Origin of the sequence: Dietzia sp. UCD-THP (assembly GCF_000349585.1) — a bacterium.
GTDB classification, from domain to species: Bacteria; Actinomycetota; Actinomycetes; order Mycobacteriales; family Mycobacteriaceae; genus Dietzia; species Dietzia natronolimnaea_A.
In genome coordinates, this window is sequence record NZ_AOSR01000013.1 from 92,981 (window position 1) to 111,540 (window position 18,560).

The window sequence follows — 18,560 nt, forward strand, 5'->3', positions numbered from 1 at the left end:
CCGGCTGGCGGCCGCGGAGTACCTCCCCGGGGCGTCCGGGACACTGACCGCGGGGGCAGCGAAGGTCACCCTCCCCGCGTCGGAGGTCACGGTCTGGGTGGTCGGCGACGCCTGCGGTCCCGCAGCGCCGGGTTCACGTGGCCCGGGAGCGGTGGTCTCGAGCAGCTCGTGCGCCAGCCGGCACAGCGCCACCGAGACGTGCAGTGTCGCGCCGTCGGAAGCCTGTTCAACGAGACTTCGGGCGATCGCGGCAGCGAGGAAGTGCCCGCGCTGTGGTCGAGTGCCTGCGCCGGCAACGCTCCCGGGCGGACCCCATCGGGGCTCTCGACCATCGCGATGCCGGTCGCGGCCTGGACGATGCTGTCGGACCCGCGCCGGGAACGCCACGGGCCCTCGCGTCCCCACGCACTGATCGAACCGATCACCAGGCCCGGGTAGTCCTCGGCCAGCTGATCGGGCGAAAGCCCAAAGCGGTGCAACGCGCCCGGACGGTAGCCGGTGACTACCACATCAGCGGTCGCGAGCAGGTCGGTGAGCACCCGCCGATCGACCCGCGACGCCAGGTCGAGGGTGGTTGAACGCTTGCCCTGGCCCGTGTCGAGGTGTTGCCAGGCGATCTCGGGAAGCCGTGGTGAGTCGACTCGAAGCACGTCGGCTCCCGCATAGGCGAGATCGCGGGTGGCCACGGGCCCGGCGATCACCCGGGTCATGTCGAGAACCCGCAACCCCGACAAGGGCAGCGCGCACTCCCCGGGCCAGTGCCGCGCCCGGGCCGCTCCCACCGTCTCACGAGAGATCAGCGGCGTACCGGCCACGGCGGCCGCCTGCGGATGTCGTGCCCATCTCTGATGGTCGCGGACCACCACCACGATCGCGCCCTTCTCGGCCGCCTCGTCCTCGAGTTCGACAGCGCTGCGTTCGGCGACGGCCGCCGCGAACGTCTCGACGCCGGCTGCGTCATCGAGTCCGAGCATGAGGCGCAGTCGCTGTTCATGGTGTGGATAGGTCGCATGTGTTCGGACCCAGCCGTCGCGGGCCGGCCAGAACCCGGACAGCGGTGCCCACGCCCGCGGGAGCTGGTCGTCGAGTCGGAAGTGCCGCTCGCTGGTCACCGACGTGGTGATGAGATCGCCCCGAAGGCGCAGCGGACGTGGCTCTCGCCGACCTCGCACGGCAGCGACCTGCTCGATCGCCGCAGAAGCCAGGCCGATGCTGTCGGTGACCAGCTCGGCGACATCGAGCCGGGAATCAAGCCTCACCGGTGGGTCCACGCCCCCGATGTCCCCCGGGTTCGCTGCGGACGCACCGAGATCGCTCAACGCACGTTCCGCGAAACGACCCACCGTCATGAGTCGGCCCGCCCCAGGTCGAGCATCCACTCGTGGCGGTCGTGACGATCCCCGTGGTGGAGCGAGGACAGCTCAGCTCGCAGGAGTGAAGCGACGGACCGGGAGCCAGGAGGAGGGGTCTCGATCAGCAGACCCTCGCCGACCAGCGCGGCGACGGGAGTGATGACCGCGGCGGTCCCGGCGGCGAAGACCTCCCTCAGTTCACCGCTGGCGGCGGCGGCGCGCCATTCGTCTACGCTGATCGGCCGCTCGATCGCGCGGTATCCCATATCCCGCGCGAGGCACAGGACACTGTCGCGAGTCACACCCGCCAGAATCGCTCCGGTCAGAGGAGGCGTCACAAGTGTCCGATCAGCAAAGACGAAGAAGATATTCATGTTACCGGCTTCTTCAACCCACGTCCGTGTGCTCGCATCGGTGAAGAGGACCTGGGCGCATCCATTGGCCCGCGCCTGGTGCTGCGCGGGCAGTGATGCCGCGTAGTTGCCGCCGCACTTGGCCTCTCCCGTCCCGCCCGGTCCAGACCGTGCGTAGTCCCGCGACAACCACAACCTGATGCCCTCATTCGCGTCAGGGAAGTAGGGGCCGGCCGGCGAGGCTATGACTCCGTACGTCGCCTCGCGTGACGGACGCACCCCGAGAAATGCTTCGGTGGCGATGAGGAACGGCCGCACATACAAGCTCGCGCCCCTCTGGCGCGGGACCCATCCGGCGTCGGTTCGCGCCAGTTGCCGAATCGACTCGATGAACAGGCGCTCCGGCAGTTCCGGCATCGCGAGGCGTGCTGCCGACGAAGCGAATCTCCGCGGATGAGCATGTGCTCGGAACGCGCGCAGGTGACCGTCGGCGTGGCGATACACCTTGAGCCCTTCGAAGACCCCTTGGCCATAGTGGAGGATCGCCGATGCCGGATTCAGCGACAGCGGACCGAACGGCACCACGCGCGCGTCGCGCCAACCGCCTGTCTCGGAGTAGTCGATGAGGACCATGTGGTCGGTGAAGTGCTGGCCGAACTCCGTATCGTTCAGGGCGCGTGTGAGTTGCGGGACGTCTGTAGTCATCAACGAGCTCCTTCTTCACGACCCAACGCTCTTGAGTGAACCCCGTGCGCCTTACGGCGTCGCCATCCAATCCGGCACAGCTGGACTGGTCCGCACTCCGCATGACCACCCGGGGAGTCCACCCGGTGCGAGGTGGCAGTGGCCAGATGCCCTGCGATCAGGACAGCATGGCGTCATGTCCCCCACCGACAGAACCCACAGCGACGAACGACGACTGTGGCGTGCCTACGAGTCCGTCCACGCGATCTGCTACTTTCACCCGCGGTTCGCCTCGACCATGAGCGAGACGGGGCTGACAGGGTGGTGGAACGGCTACTTCGCGGGACGCGCCGCCCCTCTGGGACCGACGCCACCGCAGGTCGTGACCTCCCTGTTCTACGGCTTCTCCCCCGCGATGGTCGGCCGCGCCGTTCCCAAGATCTGGACCCGGATCACTCCCGAAGCCGCCATCGACGCGCGACTCGATGCCGCAGAGACAGTCCTGGCCGAGCACACCGACATCGGTTCGCGCGACGAGTTGCGCCGCGTCACCGATGACCTCGAACGCGCCATCGACTCCCTCTCATTCGACGGGCGGGCCCTCGCGAGCGCCTGGAACTCGGTCCCGCGACCCAAATCAGTCCTTCAGCGCCTCTGGTTGGCGACCACGGTCCTGCGCGAACACCGCGGTGACGGCCACGTCATCGCCGCCACCGCCACCGGCTTCACGGGCCTGGAGGCGGCCATGACCCACATCGCCACAGGGCAGGTGAGCCGACGAATCATCCAGGAGAACCGCGGCTGGACCGACGCGCAATGGCAGGCGGCCTGTCGCGCGCTCCTCGACCGCGGGATCCTCTCAGACGAGCAGACGCTCACCCCTCGAGGCACTGCGCTGCGCGACCGGATCGAAGACCTGACAGACCAGCTCGCCGCATCGCCGGTGCTGTTGTCGGACACCCCCGGCGTAACCATGGACGTACTGACCTCTCTGGCGCGGGTGCTGGTCGACCGCGGGGCGGTCCCCGTCTCCAACCCCATCGGGGTTCCCCGCCCGTGACGGTCGACGCCACCGCAGACTCTTCGCAGTTCAGCGCTTGCGATGCACACATTGTTCTGCTGTCGGGTCCAGCCGCTCCGTAATCGTTGAAACACCCCGGCCCCTGTGGCCGGGGCGTTTACGGTTGACCCAGAACCGGAGATCGCCAGGAGGCAGGGAACGGAAGGGGTCGGGAGCTCGTGGACGCAGACGACGTGGACTTCCGGAGCGCCTCCCCGAGGGCCAGGCCACTCAAGGTGGTCGCGGCCGCCCTGGACCCGGACCACGAACCGGGGGCCGACCCGGATGGCGAGAGCTACCCGGTCCTGCTCAAACTGTCGCGCGTGCTGGACCCCGAGGAGGCGAGACTGCTCCTCGAACGCAACCCCTTCCTCCACGCGAGCGCAGGTTCGCGCAAGCTCATCGCGATGGACACCTCGGTGGAGACGCTGCGGGAGCAGAAGGACCGGCTCCAACTCCTCCTCGCCGAGGTCGAGGCGGACGCTCTCGCCGAACAGGCCCGGCGACGCTCGGAGGAGCACCGCGCCGCCGAACAGCGGGTGGCCGAGCTCCGGCGTCGCAACGACGTCCTCGGCGAGATCGAGTGGTGAACCGCTGAGGTCGTGGTGAGCCCGCTCTCGTGGGAGAGTGCTGGAATGAAGACCCCTCGCCCACCCCGCTCCGTGCGTGGCGCCGCCCGCTCGGCCGTCGACCATCCCGCACTCGAGTGGCTGGCCCGTGCCGGTTTCGTCATGAACGGGATCCTCCACCTGCTCGTCGGGTGGATCGCGATCCGGATCGCGACGGGGTCGGGCGGCGAGGAGGCGTCCCACTCCGGTGCCCTCGCCGAGATCGCGTCTGCCCCGGGTGGCCAGGCGTTGCTCTGGGCCGGCGCGGTCGGCTTCCTCGCCCTGGGCCTGTGGCAGGTCGTCGAGATGATACTGGGGTCCGAGGAGGCCTCGGACAGGGCCAAAGCGGGGGCCAAGGCCGCGGTCTACCTGGCCCTCGGGGTCACGACGGCCCGGTTCGCCTCGGGAGGATCCGATTCGGACTCCGAGACCGCGTCCGGAACCACCGCCGGACTGCTGGGCTCCGGGGCGGGTAAGGTCGCGCTCGTCGTGGCGGGCCTCGTGATCATCGGAGTCGGCGCGCATCACGTGTACACGGGCGTCACCAAGAAGTTCGTCGAGGAACTCGAACGCACCGGCGGCGGCACCGTGGGGCGGGCCATCGTCGTCTCCGGACAACTCGGGTACATCGCCAAGGGGGCCGCCCTGGTCATCCTCGGTGGCCTGGTCATCGCGGCGGTCGCGACAGCGGACCCCGAGAAGGCGGGTGGCCTGGATGCCGCGTTGAGGACGGTCGGCGCGCAGCCGTTCGGGCAGATCCTGCTCATCACGACCGGAGTGGGGATCGCTCTCTACGGTGTCTACTCGATCGCGCGGGCCAGGTACTCCCGGATGTGAGACGCCGGGTCGTCAGCCGAGCTTGGGGAAATTCTGGGGGCAGTAGGTCCCCACCGCGGCGCCAAGGAAGAAGCCCTGTTGCTCCGGCCCGAGTCGCCCGTACTCACCCAGCCAACCCGACACCTCGTCCATCTGCTGGCCCCCGTCGAAGCGCCCGCATGCCTCCGTCGCGGTGGCCACCGGATCGAGGCCCTCGGGCAGCACCACGTCCTGCCTCTGCAGCAACGCGGCGAAGTCGCCGCCACCGGGGGCGACGGGCGCGGGCTGAGCCTCCGGGGGTTCGTCCGGCCGGGGCTCCGGTTCGGGTTCGCCCGGCAACGGTTCCGGCCGCGGCTCGGGCGGAGGTGGAGGTGTCACCGGCCCGGTGGGCTTCTCCGGTCGCTCCTCGGCGAACGGGGTGCTCGTGGCGGGCGTCGTGGTGGTCTCCGTGGCCACCTCTGGAGCCTCCCCGTCCACCGTCGCCCCGCCACACCCCGCCAGTGACACGGCGAGCACGACGGCACCGAGACCGGACGCTGCTGTCAGGATGCGTGAACTCATGGTGCGCATGGTAGGTCAACCAACCCTTTCCGCGGGAAGCCGCACCGTCGCCAGCACGCCCAGATGATCGGTCGCCCGCACCCGGACGGTGTCGGTCTCCCCCACCGCCTGCGCTCCCCGCGCGAGTACGTGGTCGATGCCGATGAGGGGTGGGACACGCCTGTCAGCGGGCCAGGTGGGCACCCAGCCGTCGCCGCCGCCGGAGACCGAGTCGGTGTACCCGAGCCCGCGTAGTCCGCGGAACCGGGCGTGGTCCCAGGTGGCGTTGAAGTCGCCGCCCACCACCACCGGGGCCGGCCCGGGCACCGCGCCAAGGAACCAGCGCAGCCGATCCGCCTCCTCGACCGCGGCCGGGCCGTCGACCATCGGCGCGACGGGGTGGGCGGCCACCACCGTCACAGGCCCCCCGGGCCCGGCCATGCCGGTGCGAAGGACCCCCAGACTGAACCCGGGTACCCGCTCGGGTGACGAGAGCGGATACCGGGACCAGGCCGCCACGCCGGCTGCCCGAGGCGCGGCATCGGAGGCCTCGTACGCGAGCATCTCCCCGAGCCCCGCCGCACGCAATCCCTCGAGCGCCTCCGGGGTGACCTCCACCGCCAGCAGCAGATCGACGCTGCCCTCGCGGACGGCGCGGACCACGTCGTCGGGATCCGCACTTCCGAACTGGAGGTTCTGCATCAGCACCCTGAGGTCGATCCCGTCGTCGTCGTGCCCGCGAGCGGGTGACACCAGCGGGCCGTACTGGACCACCCCCGCGCCGACCAGCGTCACGGCTATGACCGTCAGCACCACCGAACGGGCACGGAGGGCGGCCAGAACAGCGACGAGGGAGAACGCCCACGCCCACAGGGCGAACGTCGCGAGAACCAGGACCGCGGGGATCCCGGAGGTCGAGTGATGCAGAGCGATCCCCGCCGCGGCCACGAGCCCGGCCAACACTGCCGTCGCACGGGCGACAGGGCGTGCGGCAGGGCGTGCAACTGGGCGTGCGGCAGGGCGGGGCCGCCTCACCGCAGGAACTTGCGCAGGTCCCCCAGTGCCGCGATCACCCGGTCGAGGTCGTCACCGTTGCGGACCATCGATCGGACCGTCTCCGCCACCGACGCGATCGACGGCGAGGACGACGGCGCAGGGTCGGGCGGAACAGGCCCGCCGACCAGGGCGCCCGAGGCCGCGCGGGCCGCTCCCGACCGACGCAGGTCCGGGCCGAGCTCCACCTCGAAGCGGTCGCCCATGTCGTCGGATCCCAGACAGCGCACGCGTTCGTCGGCGGGGACCCCGGCCGCCCGGACCGCGTCGACGAACTCGTACAGCTCGCCGTAGGTGACCCCGTCGAGGGTGAGGGTGAGGTTCATCTTCACAGCCATGTCCCCAGGATATCGGCGCGTCACCCGCCGGCGCATCGGTGACAACCCTGGTCCGACCCCGGCACACGCCTCAGATCTCACCCCAGAAGACGTGGTCGACGGCCTTGCGGCCGAGGCGGGTGACCCGGAGGTACTGGTTGAGGAACTCCGCGCCGTCGGAGGACCCGGCGCAGATGCTGGCCACGGCCGCCAGGATCTTGCCCTGACCGGGGAGTTGGTCGACCGCCTTGCCGCGGGCCAGAACCAGGGCGTTGCGGGCGCGGGCGGCCATGAGCCACGACTGGACCAGGGCGTCCCGCTCGCCCTCCGAGAGCAACTCCGCGGCGGCTGCGGCCTCGAGAGCCTCCAGGGTGGAGGTGGTGTGCAGGCCGGGCACGTGCGCCGCGTGTTGCATGGTCAGCAACTGGGCCGACCACTCGACGTCCGCCAGTCCACCGCGCCCGAGTTTGGTGTGGGTGGCCGGGTCGGCGCCCCGGGGCAGCCGTTCGGTGTCGATCCGCGCCTTCATCCGCCGGATCTCCTGCACCACCTTGGGCGGCACCCCGTCCGCCGGATAGCGGAAATCGTCGATCATGTGCAGGAAGTCGAGACCCAGATCGCGGTCCCCGGCCGCGAACGCCGCCCTGAGCAGGGCCTGCAGTTCCCACGTCTCAGCCCACTTGGAGTAGTAGGCGCGATAGGACGCCAGGGTCCGGACCAGGGGTCCGTTGCGGCCCTCCGGGCGCAGGTCGGCGTCGAGGTCGAGCGGGGGGTCCGACGACGGCGACGAGAGCAGCCGCCCCACCTGCTCGGCCACCTGGATCGCCCACCGGACGGCCTCGTCCTCCGCGACGCCCTCCACCGGGTCGCATACGATCATCACGTCCGCGTCGGACCCATAGGAGAGCTCGTCCCCGCCCAGACGTCCCATCCCGATGTACGCGAGCCGGGCCGGCGGCGCCTGTCCCTCGGGGGACATGTCCCTGATCACCGCCGCCAGGGACGCCTCGAGCACTGCCCGCCACACCGCGGACAGTCGCTTCCCGACCTCCGGCACGGAGATCAACCCCAAGACGTCGGCCGCCCCGATCCTGGCCAACTCGGCTCGGCGCAGCGACCTCGCCGCGGCGATGACCTTCTCGGGGGTGCGGTGGCGGGACGCCGAGGCGGACAGCGCGGAGGCGATGTCGGAGACCTTGGACGCCACGAGCACGGGCCCCTCGGCCCCGTCGGTCAGATCGGGGATGACCTCGGGGTTCCGCAGGAGGAGTTCGGAGACGAAGACCGAGGTGCCCAGCACCGTCACCAACCGGCGCGCCACGATGCTGTCGTCTCGCAGGACGCGGAGGAACCAGGTGATGTTCTGGTGTTCTTCGCAGAGTTTCCGGTAGGCCAGGAGCCCGGCGTCCGGGTCCGGGGTGTCGGCGAGCCATTCCATGAACGCGGGCAGCAGCAGCGCCTGGATCCGGCCACGGCGGTTGTTCTGACCGGCGAGGGCCCGGAGGTGTCCGAGCGCGTGACGGGGGGCGCCGAACCCGAGTGCCGCCAGCTGCCGCTCCATCGCCTCGGAGCTCAGGGACAGTGCCTCGGCGTCGTAGGCGGCGATCGAGTCCAGCAGAGGGCGGTAGAACAATTTGGAGTGCAGTCTGCGCACCCGACTCCTGACCTGGCGCAGCTGCTCGAGTAACACCTCCGAGGCATCGTGCCTGCTGCTCGGCCGGATGTGGGCGGCCCTGGCGAGCCAGCGGTAGGCTTCCCGGTCGACGTCCTCGGGGAGCAGGTGGGTGCGCTTGTAGCGCTGGAGTTGGAGCCGGTGTTCGAGCAGACGCAGGAACTCGTAGGCGGCCACGAGGTTGGAGCCGTCCTCGCGGGCGATGTACCCGCCCGCCCGGAGCGCGCCGAGCGCGTCCACCGTGCTGGTGACCCGGAGTTCCTCGTCGGTTCGACCGTGCACCAGTTGGAGGAGCTGGACGGCGAACTCCACGTCCCGCAGGCCTCCCCGACCCAGCTTGAGTTCGCGTTCGCGGAGCGCCTCGGGGACGTTGTCCTCCACGCGTCGACGCATGGCCTGGACGTCCTGGACGAAGTCGTCCCGTTCGGAAGCGGTCCACACCAGCGGGTGCACGGTCTCGTAGTACTCGGTGGCCAGGGCCAGGTCGCCGGTCATCGGGCGGGCCTTGAGCTGCGCCTGGAACTCCCACGTCTTGGCCCACCGCTTGTAGTAGGCCGCGTGGGACCCCAGGGTCCGCACCAGTTCGCCGGACTTGCCCTCCGGCCGCAGGGCGGCGTCCACCTCGAAGAAGGCCATCGACCCGATACGCATCATCTCCCCGGCCACCCGCCCGGTCTTGGCGTCCGCGGGTTCGGAGACGAAGATGATGTCGACGTCGGAGATGTAGTTGAGCTCGCGGGCCCCTCCCTTGCCCATGGCCACCACCCCGAGCCGACCGGGCATGGGCGAGTCCGGGTACACCGTGGCGACGGCCACGGCGAGGGCGGCGGTCAGCGCCGAGTCCGCGAGATCGGCCAGACGGCGGCCCACCTCGGCGAACGGCAACACCGGCTCGTCCTCGACCGTGGACGCCACGTCGTGGGCGGCCAGCAGCGCCACATGGTCCCGGTAGGCCGACCGGAGCACGTTCACGGCCGCGCCACCGGTGACCCCCGCGCGGTAGGTTCCCACGCTGCGGAGGTCAGCGGACTGGGACGGCGTCGGGGCGCCGTCGACGGGCTCCTCGGGGACCGCGTCGACCGCTCCCAGCATGTCCGCCAGGACGTCCTCCCGGGACGGCAGTGGCGAACGGAGTAATGCCCAGCGGGTGGGCTCCGCGACCAGATGGTCCCCCAGTGCGCTGGACGAGCCGAGCAGTCCCAGCAGGCGTCCCCGCAACGGGAGGTCTGACCGCAGCGCCGAGTCCAACCCCGCCACGCTGGTGTCGCCGCCCCCGCCCGGAGCGGGTCCCCCACCCGACGATTCGGCGGCCAGGGCTTCCCGCAGCCGGACGAGCGTCCCCAGGGCGAGGTCCGGGTCGGGAGCGCGCGAGAGTGCCCACATCAGCGGTGTCGCGTCCTCGTCGGTCCACCCCAGGTAGGTCAACCAGTCCCCGGCGCGCGGGTCGAGCAGTCCGAGCCTGCCCGGGCTGGGCACCCTGGATCGCGCGGAATCCATGGTCACCGAGACCGTCCGATCACAGCGCGGAGTGGTTTCACAGCGCGAGGTAGTTGCGGAGCTCGTACGGGGTCACCTCGTTGCGGTACTCCCGCCATTCCCGACGCTTGTTGCGCAGGAAGAACTCGAACACGTGCTCACCGAGTGCCTCGGCGACGAGCTCGGACTCCTCCATCGCGTCGAGGGCCTGCTCGAGGCTCCCCGGGAGATCGGTGTAGCCCATCGCCCGTCGTTCACGCCGGCTCATGGTCCACACGTCGTCCTCGGATTCCGGTGGCAACTCGTATCCGTCCTGGACGCCCTTGATCCCGGCGGCGATCATCACGGCGTACGCGAGGTACGGGTTGCACGCCGAGTCCGGGCTGCGCACCTCGATCCGGCGGGAGGACGCCTTGTTGGGCGTGTACATCGGAACGCGCACGAGCGCCGAGCGGTTGGCACGACCCCAGGTGGCGGCGGTGGGGGCCTCGCCGCCTCCGATGAGCCGCTTGTACGAGTTGACCCACTGGTTGGTGACGGCCGAGAACTCCGGTGCGTGACGCAGGATCCCGGCGACGAACGACTTCGCGGTGGTGGAGAGCTGGTACTCGTCGTCCGCGTCGTGGAACGCGTTGGAGTCACCCTCGAACAGGCTCATGTGCGTGTGCATGGCCGACCCCGGGTGGTCGCGGAGGGGCTTGGGCATGAACGACGCCCACACCCCGTTGTTCATGGCCACCTCCTTGACGACGTAGCGGAAGGTCATGATGTTGTCGGCCATGCTCAGCGCATCCGCATATCGCAGGTCGATCTCCTGCTGCCCCGGGGCGCCCTCGTGATGGGAGAACTCCACGGAGATGCCCATCGCCTCCAGCGCCTCGATCGCGTTCCGCCGGAAGTGCGGAGCCGAATCGTGCACCGCCTGGTCGAAGTAGCCGCCGTTGTCCGACGGGACGGGCTCGGCCCCGTTGGTGTCGAGACTCTTGAACAGGAAGAACTCGATCTCGGGATGCACGTAACAGGAGAATCCGAGGTCGGCCGCCTTGTTGAGCTGCCTGCGCAGGACGTGGCGCGGATCCGCCCAACTGGGGCTGCCGTCGGGGTTGAAGACGTCGCAGAAGATGCGCGCCGAGTGCTGGGCGCCGTCGGCATGTGCCCACGGCAGGACCTGGAACGTCGACGGATCCGGCTTGGCGATGGTGTCCGCCTCAGAGACCCGCGAGAACCCCTCGATGGCGGAGCCGTCGAAGCCGATCCCCTCCCCGAACGCCCCCTCGAGCTCCGCGGGTGCGACGGCCACTGACTTCAAGGTTCCGAGAACGTCGGTGAACCAGAGCCGGACGAACCGGATGTCGCGCTCTTCCAAGGTCCTGAGAACGTACTCCTGCTGGCGGTTCATGATGTCCAACCTAGTGCCTGTCGTGTTACGGGCGTGTGACATCGGGTCCGCGACACGCCCCCCGTCCCCTCCCCGCGCCGTGCGGCCCCGGCCCCGGGACCCACGCCACCGGGGCCGTGGCAGACTCATCGGCGACGGCCGCGGCCGTCACCGCCCCCTGTCCACCCGGGGACCGGCCCTCCTGCCGGCCTCGAGGTCACTGTAGGAAGGCCACACCGCCATGAGCGACAACCCAGACACCCCGGTCTACGGCTCCGGTGGTGCACCGGACGCGGGACCCCGGGGTCTGACGCGGGTGACGAGGATCCACCACCTGGCCGAACTCAAGGCCGCGGGGGAACCCTGGCCCATGCTCACCGCCTACGACTACGTCTCCGCGCGTCTGTTCCAGGAGGCCGGTATCCCGGTTCTGTTGGTCGGGGATTCGGCGGCCAACGTGGTGTACGGGTACGACACCACCGTCCCCGTGACCGAGGACGAGATGATCCCTCTGGTCCGCGCTGTGACCCGGGGAGCTCCGAAGGCGCTCGTCGTGGCCGATCTCGTGTTCGGCAGCTACGAGACCTCCCCGGCTCAGGCGGTGTCCGCCGCCACGCGGATGATGAAGGAGGGCGGCGCCCAGGCCGTCAAACTGGAGGGCGGCGTCCGGATGGCCCCGCAGATCCGGGCGATCGTGGACGCCGGAATCCCCGTGATGGCCCACATCGGCTTCACCCCCCAATCGGTCAACGGTCTCGGCGGCTTCCGCGTCCAGGGGCGCGGGGACGCCGCCGACGCACTCCGGGCCGACGCCCGCGCCGTGCAGGAGGCCGGCGCCTTCTCCGTCGTCATGGAGATGGTCCCCGCCGACCTCGCCCGGGAGGTCACCGCCGAGTTGGACATCGCCACGGTCGGCATCGGCGCCGGGAACGGCTGCGACGCCCAGGTGCTGGTGTGGCAGGACATGGCCGGACACGGCACCGGGCGGACGGCGAAGTTCGTCAAGCGTTACGCGCAGCTCGCCGACACGCTGCGCGACGCCGCCCGGGAGTACGGCGAGGAGGTCCGCGCCCGCGCGTTCCCCGCACCCGAGCACTCCTTCTGACCACGGCAGTTCCCCGCACACGGCACTCTTCCGAACATCAGGGCGGCCCCGATGACCCCACAGACCACGCTCCGCACCCCGTACCCGCGGATCGCGCCGTACGAGACCGGCATGCTCGACGCGGGCGACGGCCAGCGCCTGTACTGGGAGTGCTCGGGTAATCCCGACGGTGCCCCGGTGCTGTTCGTCCACGGCGGCCCCGGAGGCGGGACCACACCGGAGCATCGCCGGATGTTCGATCCGGAGTCCTACCGGATCATCCTGGTGGACCAGCGCGGCTGCGGACGGAGTACTCCGCACGTCGCGGACGGGGCGGACCTCGCCGTCAACACCACGTGGCATCTCACGGCCGACCTCGAGCGCCTGCGTGAGGCGCTGGGGATCGACCGCTGGCTGGTGTTCGGCGGGTCGTGGGGGACGACGCTGGCTCTGGCCTACGCCCAGCAGCATCCCGATCGCGTCCGCGGCCTGGTGCTCCGCGGGATCTTCCTGTGCCGCCCGTCGGAGATCGACTGGTTCTACCGGGGCGGCGCCGCCCACCTGTTCCCCGACGCCTGGGAGGGGTACCTGGCACCGCTCGTGGCCGCCGAGGGCGCCGAGACGGTCCATCGGGACGGCTTCGACCACGTGGCCACCTACCACCGCCTCCTGCACTGCGGTGATCCGGCCGTCGAGATCGCCGCCGCGCGCGCGTGGACGACGTGGGAGACCACCACCTCCACCCTGCTCCCCCAGCCTCCCGCCGCGGACGGCGACGAGGCGGACCGGTTCGCCCTGGCCTTCGCCCGCATCGAGAACCACTACTTCGTCAACGACGCGTTCCTCGGCGGACGGGCCATCCTGGACCGGATGGACCGGGTCGCGCAGCTGCCGGCCGTGATCGTCCACGGCCGCTACGACGTCGTCTGCCCGGTCACGAGCGCGTGGGAACTGCATGCGGCCTGGCCGGGCTCCGAGCTGCACATCGTCGCCGACGCAGGGCACGCGATGGCCGAGCCCGGCACCACCCACCACCTGCTCGAGGCGACCGACCACTTCCGGCCCTGACCACGGCTTCCCGCGCAGGCCCGCTCCGCCGCACGCCCCCTGGGCCGGGTCAGACGACCCCGAAGCGGCGCGAGGCGGCGACCGTCGCCTTCTGGTAGCCCGACGGGAAGAGCCGGACCATCGCGTCGATCACGTACGCGTCCGGACCCACCAGCACCCTCGCGCGTCGTCGCTCGACCCCGTCGAGGATCACCCGCGCGGCCGTCGACGCCTCCGTCCGTGCGAACTTGGAGTCGAAGATCGTGGCGAAGGTCGCACTGTCCAGGCCCTCGGCTGCGCCGGCACTCCTGGCCACCGCGGTCCTGATCCCCCCGGGATGCACACAGGTGACGTCGACGGGGTGGCCGCCGGCGAGCATCTCCATCCGCAGCGATTCGGTGAACTGCTGCACCGCGGCCTTGGCCGCGTTGTACGCGTTCTGTGTGGGCACCGAGAGGATCGCGAAGATGCTGGAGATGTTGACGAGATGCCCGTCCCCGGAGGCGATGAGATGCGGCAGGAACTCCTTGGTGCCGTGCACGACCCCCCAGTAGTCCACGTCCATCACCCGGGCGATGTCCTTGTAGCCGGACTGCGCGACCGACCCGGTGAACGCGATACCGGCGTTGTTGACGACGAGGTGGACCACGCCGAACTGCTCGATCACGCGGCTCGCGTACTCGGCGACGGCGGCCTGCTCCGTGACGTCGAGCCGGTCGGAGTGCACCTCCGCCGATGACTCCGCTCCCACCAGTCTCACCGTCTCGGCCAGACCGTCGACGTCCACGTCGCTCAGGGCCAGCCGGGCCCCCCGCCGAGCCGCCTCCCGCGCGAGCTCACGGCCGATGCCGGAGCCGGCACCGGTGATGACGACGACCTTGCCGTCCATCTGCCAGTGGGGACGGCGGGAGGTCAGGCCACCCAGGGCGCCGAGCACCTTGGTGATCGGCGCGCTCACCGGAGCGCCTCCTGCCCGGTGGGCACCTCGGCGGGTCGGTCCACCGTGGTCCTGCGGTACGCGCTCACGTCGAACTCCCTCGTCTGGTTGCGGAAGGTGAAGGTGAAGTCGGGCCACACGGCCGGGGCGTTGCCCTTGGCGTCGAGGTACCAGCTCTTGCAGCCGGTCAGCCAGACCGTCTTGCCGGTGTTCTCGCGCAGCTCACGGTTGTAGGCGTTCTGGACCGCCTCGCGGACGTCGACCGTCTGCAGGCCGCGGTCGCGCATGGCGCGGATCGCGTCCACGAGGTAGTTCAGCTGGGACTCGATCATGTAGATGATCGAGGAGTGTCCGAGGCCCGTCGCGGGGCCCATGAGGACGAACAGGTTGGGATATCCGGCGACGGTGGTGCCCTTGTAGGCCTCCATTCCCTCGCTCGACCAGGTGTCCGCAAGGGTTCGTCCGGCCGAGTCGCGGACGCGCTCGAAGAACGGCGAGTCGGTGACGTGGAACCCGGTGGCCACCACCAGCACGTCCGCGGGGTGCTCTGCGCCGTCGGAGGTGACGATCCCGGTCTCTGTCACCCGGCTGATGGGAGTGGTCACCACGTCGACGTTCCGCCGGCTCAGCGCCCGGTACCAGGTGTTGGACAGCAGGATCCGCTTACATCCGATCTCGAAGTGCGGGGTGAGGGTGGCCCGTAGTTCGGGGTCGCGGACTGACATCGCGAGGTGCGCGCGCCCGAGCGCCTTGATCGGGGCCAGGGCCGCCCGGGTCCGGGTCAGGCCCACGACCTGGAACTCACGGCTGGCGTACTGCAGTCCCCGGACCGCGCGCTGCAGACCGGGAACCCTGCGGTAGAGGGCACGCTCGAACCCCGGGTACTTCCGGTCGATGCGGGGCAGGACCCAGGGCGCGGTGCGTTGGTAGACGTCGAGGTGCTCGACGACCGGGGCGATGGACGGCACCACCTGGATCGCGGAGGCTCCGGTGCCGATCACCGCCACGCGTCGACCCGCCAGGGGGACCGAATGGTCCCAGCGGGCGGTGTGGAAGACGGGGCCCGCGAACTCGTCGATGCCGTCGATCTCCGGGAGCTTGGGCTCGCACAGCGCGCCGACGCCCAAGACCAGCACTCTCGCGTCGTACTCCCCCGCGGTGGTGCTCACCGTCCACCGGCCTCGGTTCTCGTCGTACTGCGCCGAGGTGACCTCGACGCCGAACCGGATCTTGTCCCGGACCCCGTGATCATGCGTGACACGACGGATGTAGTCGTAGATCTCGCCCTGGGGGGAGAACGCCCGCGACCACTCCGGGTTGAGGGCGAAGGAGTACGAGTACAGGTGGGATGGCACGTCGCACGCCGCCCCCGGATAGGAGTTGTCGCGCCAGGTGCCGCCCACGTCCGCGCCCCGCTCGACCACGATGAGGTCGTCGACCCCCTCCTCGGTGAGCCTGATGGCCGCCCCGAGTCCGGAGAAACCGGCCCCCACGACGAGGACGTCGACTCGTGTCGTCTGATCCACTTCTTCTCCCGACGGCGCGCATGTGATCCGAACCACCGCGATCTTACCCGCAAGTAAGTCCGAGACGTCACGGGACGTCGACAGAGTGTGGGTGGCGGACCGGTCGCGGCGCACCGGACTCGGTGTTCACCCGGGCCTGATACAACCAGTCCATGACGATCAGAGAGACGATGGAGATCGAGAGCAAGTTCGAGGTCGACACCGACACCCCGATCCCCGCCGCGGACGCCTTCGCCCCTCTGCTCGCGGACGACCCCGTGGTGCACGAACTCTCGGCCACGTATTACGACACCGCCGACCTCAGCCTCACCCGACACAAGGTCACCCTCAGACGCCGTACCGGCGGCGACGATTCCGGCTGGCACCTCAAACTCCCGTCCGAGGCCGGGCGGGTGGAGTTGCAGCTCCCGCTGGACCACGGCGACGACGTGCCGGCCGAGTTCGTGGCCGCGGTGGCGGGGCTGGTCCGCCGCCGACCGCTCGCGCCCGTGGCCCGCGTGGACAACTGGCGGCATGTCGTGCTCCTCCGCGACCCCGAGGGCACCGCCGTCGTGGAGTTCTGCGACGACCACGTCTCGACGCAGTCGTTCGTCACCGGGAACGCGAACGCGGAGTGGCGGGAGTGGGAGGTGGAACTGGTCGATCCGTCCCGGCCAGGAGCGCGGGGCCATCTCGACACCGTCGCCACCGCGTGTTCCTCCGCCGGGGCCACGACCTCGTCGTCGTCGTCCAAACTCGCCCGCGCCCTCGGCGCACTCCCCTCACCGGACGACCCGGGCGCCTCCGCGGTGAGGGACGCCCTGCGGGAGGACCTCGGCAAGGTACTCGACCACGATCCCGCGGCCCGGCGCGTCACCATGGTGGGCGTTCACCAGATGCGGGTGGCGGTCCGCGGTCTGCGCAGCACCATCAGTTCGTTCGCCGAGGAACTCGAATCGGAGACCGAGGACACCGAGATCGATCTGGCCGACCTGCTGGAGGAGCTCAAGGTCCTCGCCGCGGTCCTGGGCAAGGTGCGCGACATCCAGGTGGTCGACCAGCGGCTCGAAGAACTGGCGGCCGAGTACCCGGAGGACGTGGTGAGCCCGCTGACCAGGAAGCGGCTGAGCGACGAGCTCGCTTCCGAGGAGCGACGCGCCGGCGCGCGGGTCGCGGAGGCACTGGGTTCCGAACGGTACCTCGACCTGCTCGACCGGCTGCACCTGCTGGTCGAGGTCGCCGGCACCGGTTCCGGATCGGGCCCCCGGTCCGGCGCGCCCGCGCAGAGCTCGAAGAAGCGCAGGCGCGAGGCCCAGGACATGGTCCTGCGAGGAGTGGACCGACAGTTCGCCAAGTTCACCAAGGCCCGCACCCGCACCGAGCGTGACCTCGACTCGCTCGAGCTGACCCTGGCCCAGCGCGAGGAACTGACCCACGTGGTCCGCAAGCGCGCCAAGGCACTGCGGCGCAACGTCGGCGCCCTCCGCGAGTCGGATGGCCTGACCGTCGCACCGCTGCGCACCGCGTGCCAGCGACTGCACACCGTGCTCGGCGACGTCCAGGACAGCGTGACCGCCCGGATGTGGCTCCGGCGGATCGCCAGGCGGGCCGAGTCCGCGGGCGAGCCGACCTTCGGTTTCGGTGTGCTCTTCGAGCACGAGCGCGGCTTCTCCGAGCGCGCGCTGGCAGGGTTCGAGAGCGACGCGGCCACCGTGACCGCCGCCTACCGCGAGTTGTCGGAATCCCGGCGCGCGGCGCGGAGACGGAAGACGAAGAGCAAGAAGAAGGGCAGCGGCACGTAGCGCAGCCCTGCTCAGTCCTTCTCGTCCTGCGCGTCCCACGCCTCGTTGCGGGCCTTCGCCTTGGCCAGTGCGGCCTCGGCCTCACCGCGGGTGGCGTAGGGGCCCATGCGGTTGTCCCAGTTGGTCACCTTGCCCTGCAACGCCTGGCCCGTGCCGATGTCGTAGTACCACTGCTCTTCCGACATGAGGGGCCTCCTGGGGTCGTCCGTTGATCTGCTGACCCGTCCGACCCTACTCGGGGTTGAGGCCGGGCTCGCCCCTTCCCACCGACTTGCGCGCCCTCTTCGGCTCGCGCGGCCGGATTGCCCGGGAATTCCGGCGATGCGCGGGCGGAATGGACCCGAGACGCCGCGCAAGCCCAACACGCCGCGCAAGTCCAGCGGGCCGCGCAAGTCCAGCGGGCCGCGCAAGCCCAGCCAGGCGCGCACACGGCGGGATCGGGGCGAACGAGTCGGCCTGTAAGCCGGATCCTGTGCCCCTCCACGCGGAGGGGCGACGACCATCCATCTGGGCACACCGTCACCGGCTACCTCGAGCGGTCCACCCGCGGACTCGGGCGAGCAGCCCTTCCGTGCATCTCTGCACGCCATCCGCGCAGCCGCACCGCAGGCGGTGCGGCCTTCGACCTTGCTCCGGGTGGGGTTTACCTAGCCGCCCCGGTCGCCCGGGGCGCTGGTGCGCTCTTACCGCACCGTTTCACCCTTACCGCGCTCGCGGCGCGGCGGTCTGTTTTCTGTGGCACTGTCCCGCGGGTCACCCCGGGTTGCCGTTAACAACCACCCTGCTCTGTGGAGTCCGGACTTTCCTCGGACCGGGGCCTTGCCACCTGATGGCGCCGGTTCCCCCGCCCGCGGCCGTCCGGCCGACTCGTTCGCC

General features: G+C 70.4%; 16 protein-coding genes and 1 other RNA gene. 6 read left to right on the forward strand and 11 right to left on the reverse strand.

Annotated elements, in window-relative coordinates; all coding sequences use genetic code 11:
• Positions 1-86 precede the first annotated feature (86 nt).
• Entirely contained in the window at positions 87-1,259 is a 1,173-nt protein-coding gene (locus tag H483_RS22885) for a CoA transferase (protein ID WP_193746837.1), read from the reverse strand.
• 86 nt (positions 1,260-1,345) lie between these two features.
• Positions 1,346-2,410, reverse strand: coding sequence for a branched-chain amino acid aminotransferase (locus H483_RS22890; RefSeq protein ID WP_017835587.1), 1,065 nt, complete (start codon positions 2,408-2,410; stop codon positions 1,346-1,348).
• Between the two features lie 175 nt (positions 2,411-2,585).
• On the opposite strand from H483_RS22890, the gene H483_RS22895 reads away from it, so the two are divergent.
• The 3 genes from H483_RS22895 to H483_RS22905 all read left to right on the forward strand — a co-directional run bounded on the left by H483_RS22895 (position 2,586) and on the right by H483_RS22905 (position 4,894).
• A complete protein-coding gene (locus tag H483_RS22895) occupies positions 2,586-3,449 on the forward strand; it encodes a hypothetical protein (RefSeq protein WP_017835588.1) in 864 nt (287 codons plus the stop codon).
• 179 nt (positions 3,450-3,628) lie between these two features.
• Positions 3,629-4,039 (forward strand): hypothetical protein, encoded by a 411-nt coding sequence (locus tag H483_RS22900; protein WP_017835589.1) that lies wholly within the window; start codon positions 3,629-3,631, stop codon positions 4,037-4,039.
• 45 nt (positions 4,040-4,084) lie between these two features.
• Complete coding sequence (locus H483_RS22905; RefSeq protein ID WP_017835590.1) at positions 4,085-4,894, forward strand: DUF1206 domain-containing protein; 810 nt, start codon at positions 4,085-4,087, stop codon at positions 4,892-4,894.
• 12 nt (positions 4,895-4,906) lie between these two features.
• Here H483_RS22905 and H483_RS22910 read toward each other — a convergent pair whose 3' ends face one another.
• The 5 genes from H483_RS22910 to glnA all read right to left on the reverse strand — a co-directional run bounded on the left by H483_RS22910 (position 4,907) and on the right by glnA (position 11,330).
• The gene (locus H483_RS22910; RefSeq protein WP_152427840.1) at positions 4,907-5,434 is read right to left on the reverse strand and encodes a DUF732 domain-containing protein; all 528 of its coding nucleotides are present in this window, start codon (positions 5,432-5,434) and stop codon (positions 4,907-4,909) included.
• Between the two features lie 15 nt (positions 5,435-5,449).
• Positions 5,450-6,376 (reverse strand): endonuclease/exonuclease/phosphatase family protein, encoded by a 927-nt coding sequence (locus tag H483_RS22915; protein ID WP_017835592.1) that lies wholly within the window; start codon positions 6,374-6,376, stop codon positions 5,450-5,452.
• Between the two features lie 68 nt (positions 6,377-6,444).
• Positions 6,445-6,804, reverse strand: coding sequence for a hypothetical protein (locus H483_RS22920; RefSeq protein WP_238556209.1), 360 nt, complete (start codon positions 6,802-6,804; stop codon positions 6,445-6,447).
• 70 nt (positions 6,805-6,874) lie between these two features.
• The gene (locus H483_RS22925; RefSeq protein WP_031264489.1) at positions 6,875-9,952 is read right to left on the reverse strand and encodes a bifunctional [glutamine synthetase] adenylyltransferase/[glutamine synthetase]-adenylyl-L-tyrosine phosphorylase; all 3,078 of its coding nucleotides are present in this window, start codon (positions 9,950-9,952) and stop codon (positions 6,875-6,877) included.
• Positions 9,953-9,989: 37 nt separating this feature from the next.
• Positions 9,990-11,330, reverse strand: coding sequence for a type I glutamate--ammonia ligase (gene glnA / locus H483_RS22930; RefSeq protein ID WP_017835595.1), 1,341 nt, complete (start codon positions 11,328-11,330; stop codon positions 9,990-9,992).
• 220 nt (positions 11,331-11,550) lie between these two features.
• Here glnA and panB point away from each other — a divergent pair, with 220 nt between their 5' ends.
• Positions 11,551-12,414, forward strand: a complete 864-nt coding sequence (gene panB, locus H483_RS22935) for a 3-methyl-2-oxobutanoate hydroxymethyltransferase (protein ID WP_017835596.1) — start codon at positions 11,551-11,553, stop codon at positions 12,412-12,414.
• A 51-nt stretch (positions 12,415-12,465) separates the two neighbouring features.
• On the forward strand, positions 12,466-13,461 hold the full coding sequence (pip, locus tag H483_RS22940; RefSeq protein ID WP_017835597.1) for a prolyl aminopeptidase: 996 nt from the start codon (positions 12,466-12,468) through the stop codon (positions 13,459-13,461).
• Positions 13,462-13,510: 49 nt separating this feature from the next.
• On the opposite strand, the gene H483_RS22945 is transcribed toward pip, so the two are convergent.
• The gene (locus tag H483_RS22945) at positions 13,511-14,329 is read right to left on the reverse strand and encodes an SDR family oxidoreductase (protein ID WP_042328873.1); all 819 of its coding nucleotides are present in this window, start codon (positions 14,327-14,329) and stop codon (positions 13,511-13,513) included.
• Positions 14,330-14,394: 65 nt separating this feature from the next.
• Positions 14,395-15,903, reverse strand: a complete 1,509-nt coding sequence (locus tag H483_RS22950) for an NAD(P)/FAD-dependent oxidoreductase (RefSeq protein ID WP_017835599.1) — start codon at positions 15,901-15,903, stop codon at positions 14,395-14,397.
• A gap of 152 nt (positions 15,904-16,055) precedes the next feature.
• Here H483_RS22950 and H483_RS22955 point away from each other — a divergent pair, with 152 nt between their 5' ends.
• Positions 16,056-17,684, forward strand: coding sequence for a CYTH and CHAD domain-containing protein (locus tag H483_RS22955; protein ID WP_017835600.1), 1,629 nt, complete (start codon positions 16,056-16,058; stop codon positions 17,682-17,684).
• An 11-nt stretch (positions 17,685-17,695) separates the two neighbouring features.
• Here H483_RS22955 and H483_RS39065 read toward each other — a convergent pair whose 3' ends face one another.
• Both H483_RS39065 and rnpB read right to left on the reverse strand, forming a co-directional pair.
• On the reverse strand, positions 17,696-17,869 hold the full coding sequence (locus H483_RS39065) for a hypothetical protein (RefSeq protein WP_017835601.1): 174 nt from the start codon (positions 17,867-17,869) through the stop codon (positions 17,696-17,698).
• A 258-nt stretch (positions 17,870-18,127) separates the two neighbouring features.
• Positions 18,128-18,554: RNase P RNA component class A (gene rnpB / locus H483_RS38090), an RNA gene on the reverse strand.
• Between the last annotated feature and the right edge of the window lie 6 nt (positions 18,555-18,560).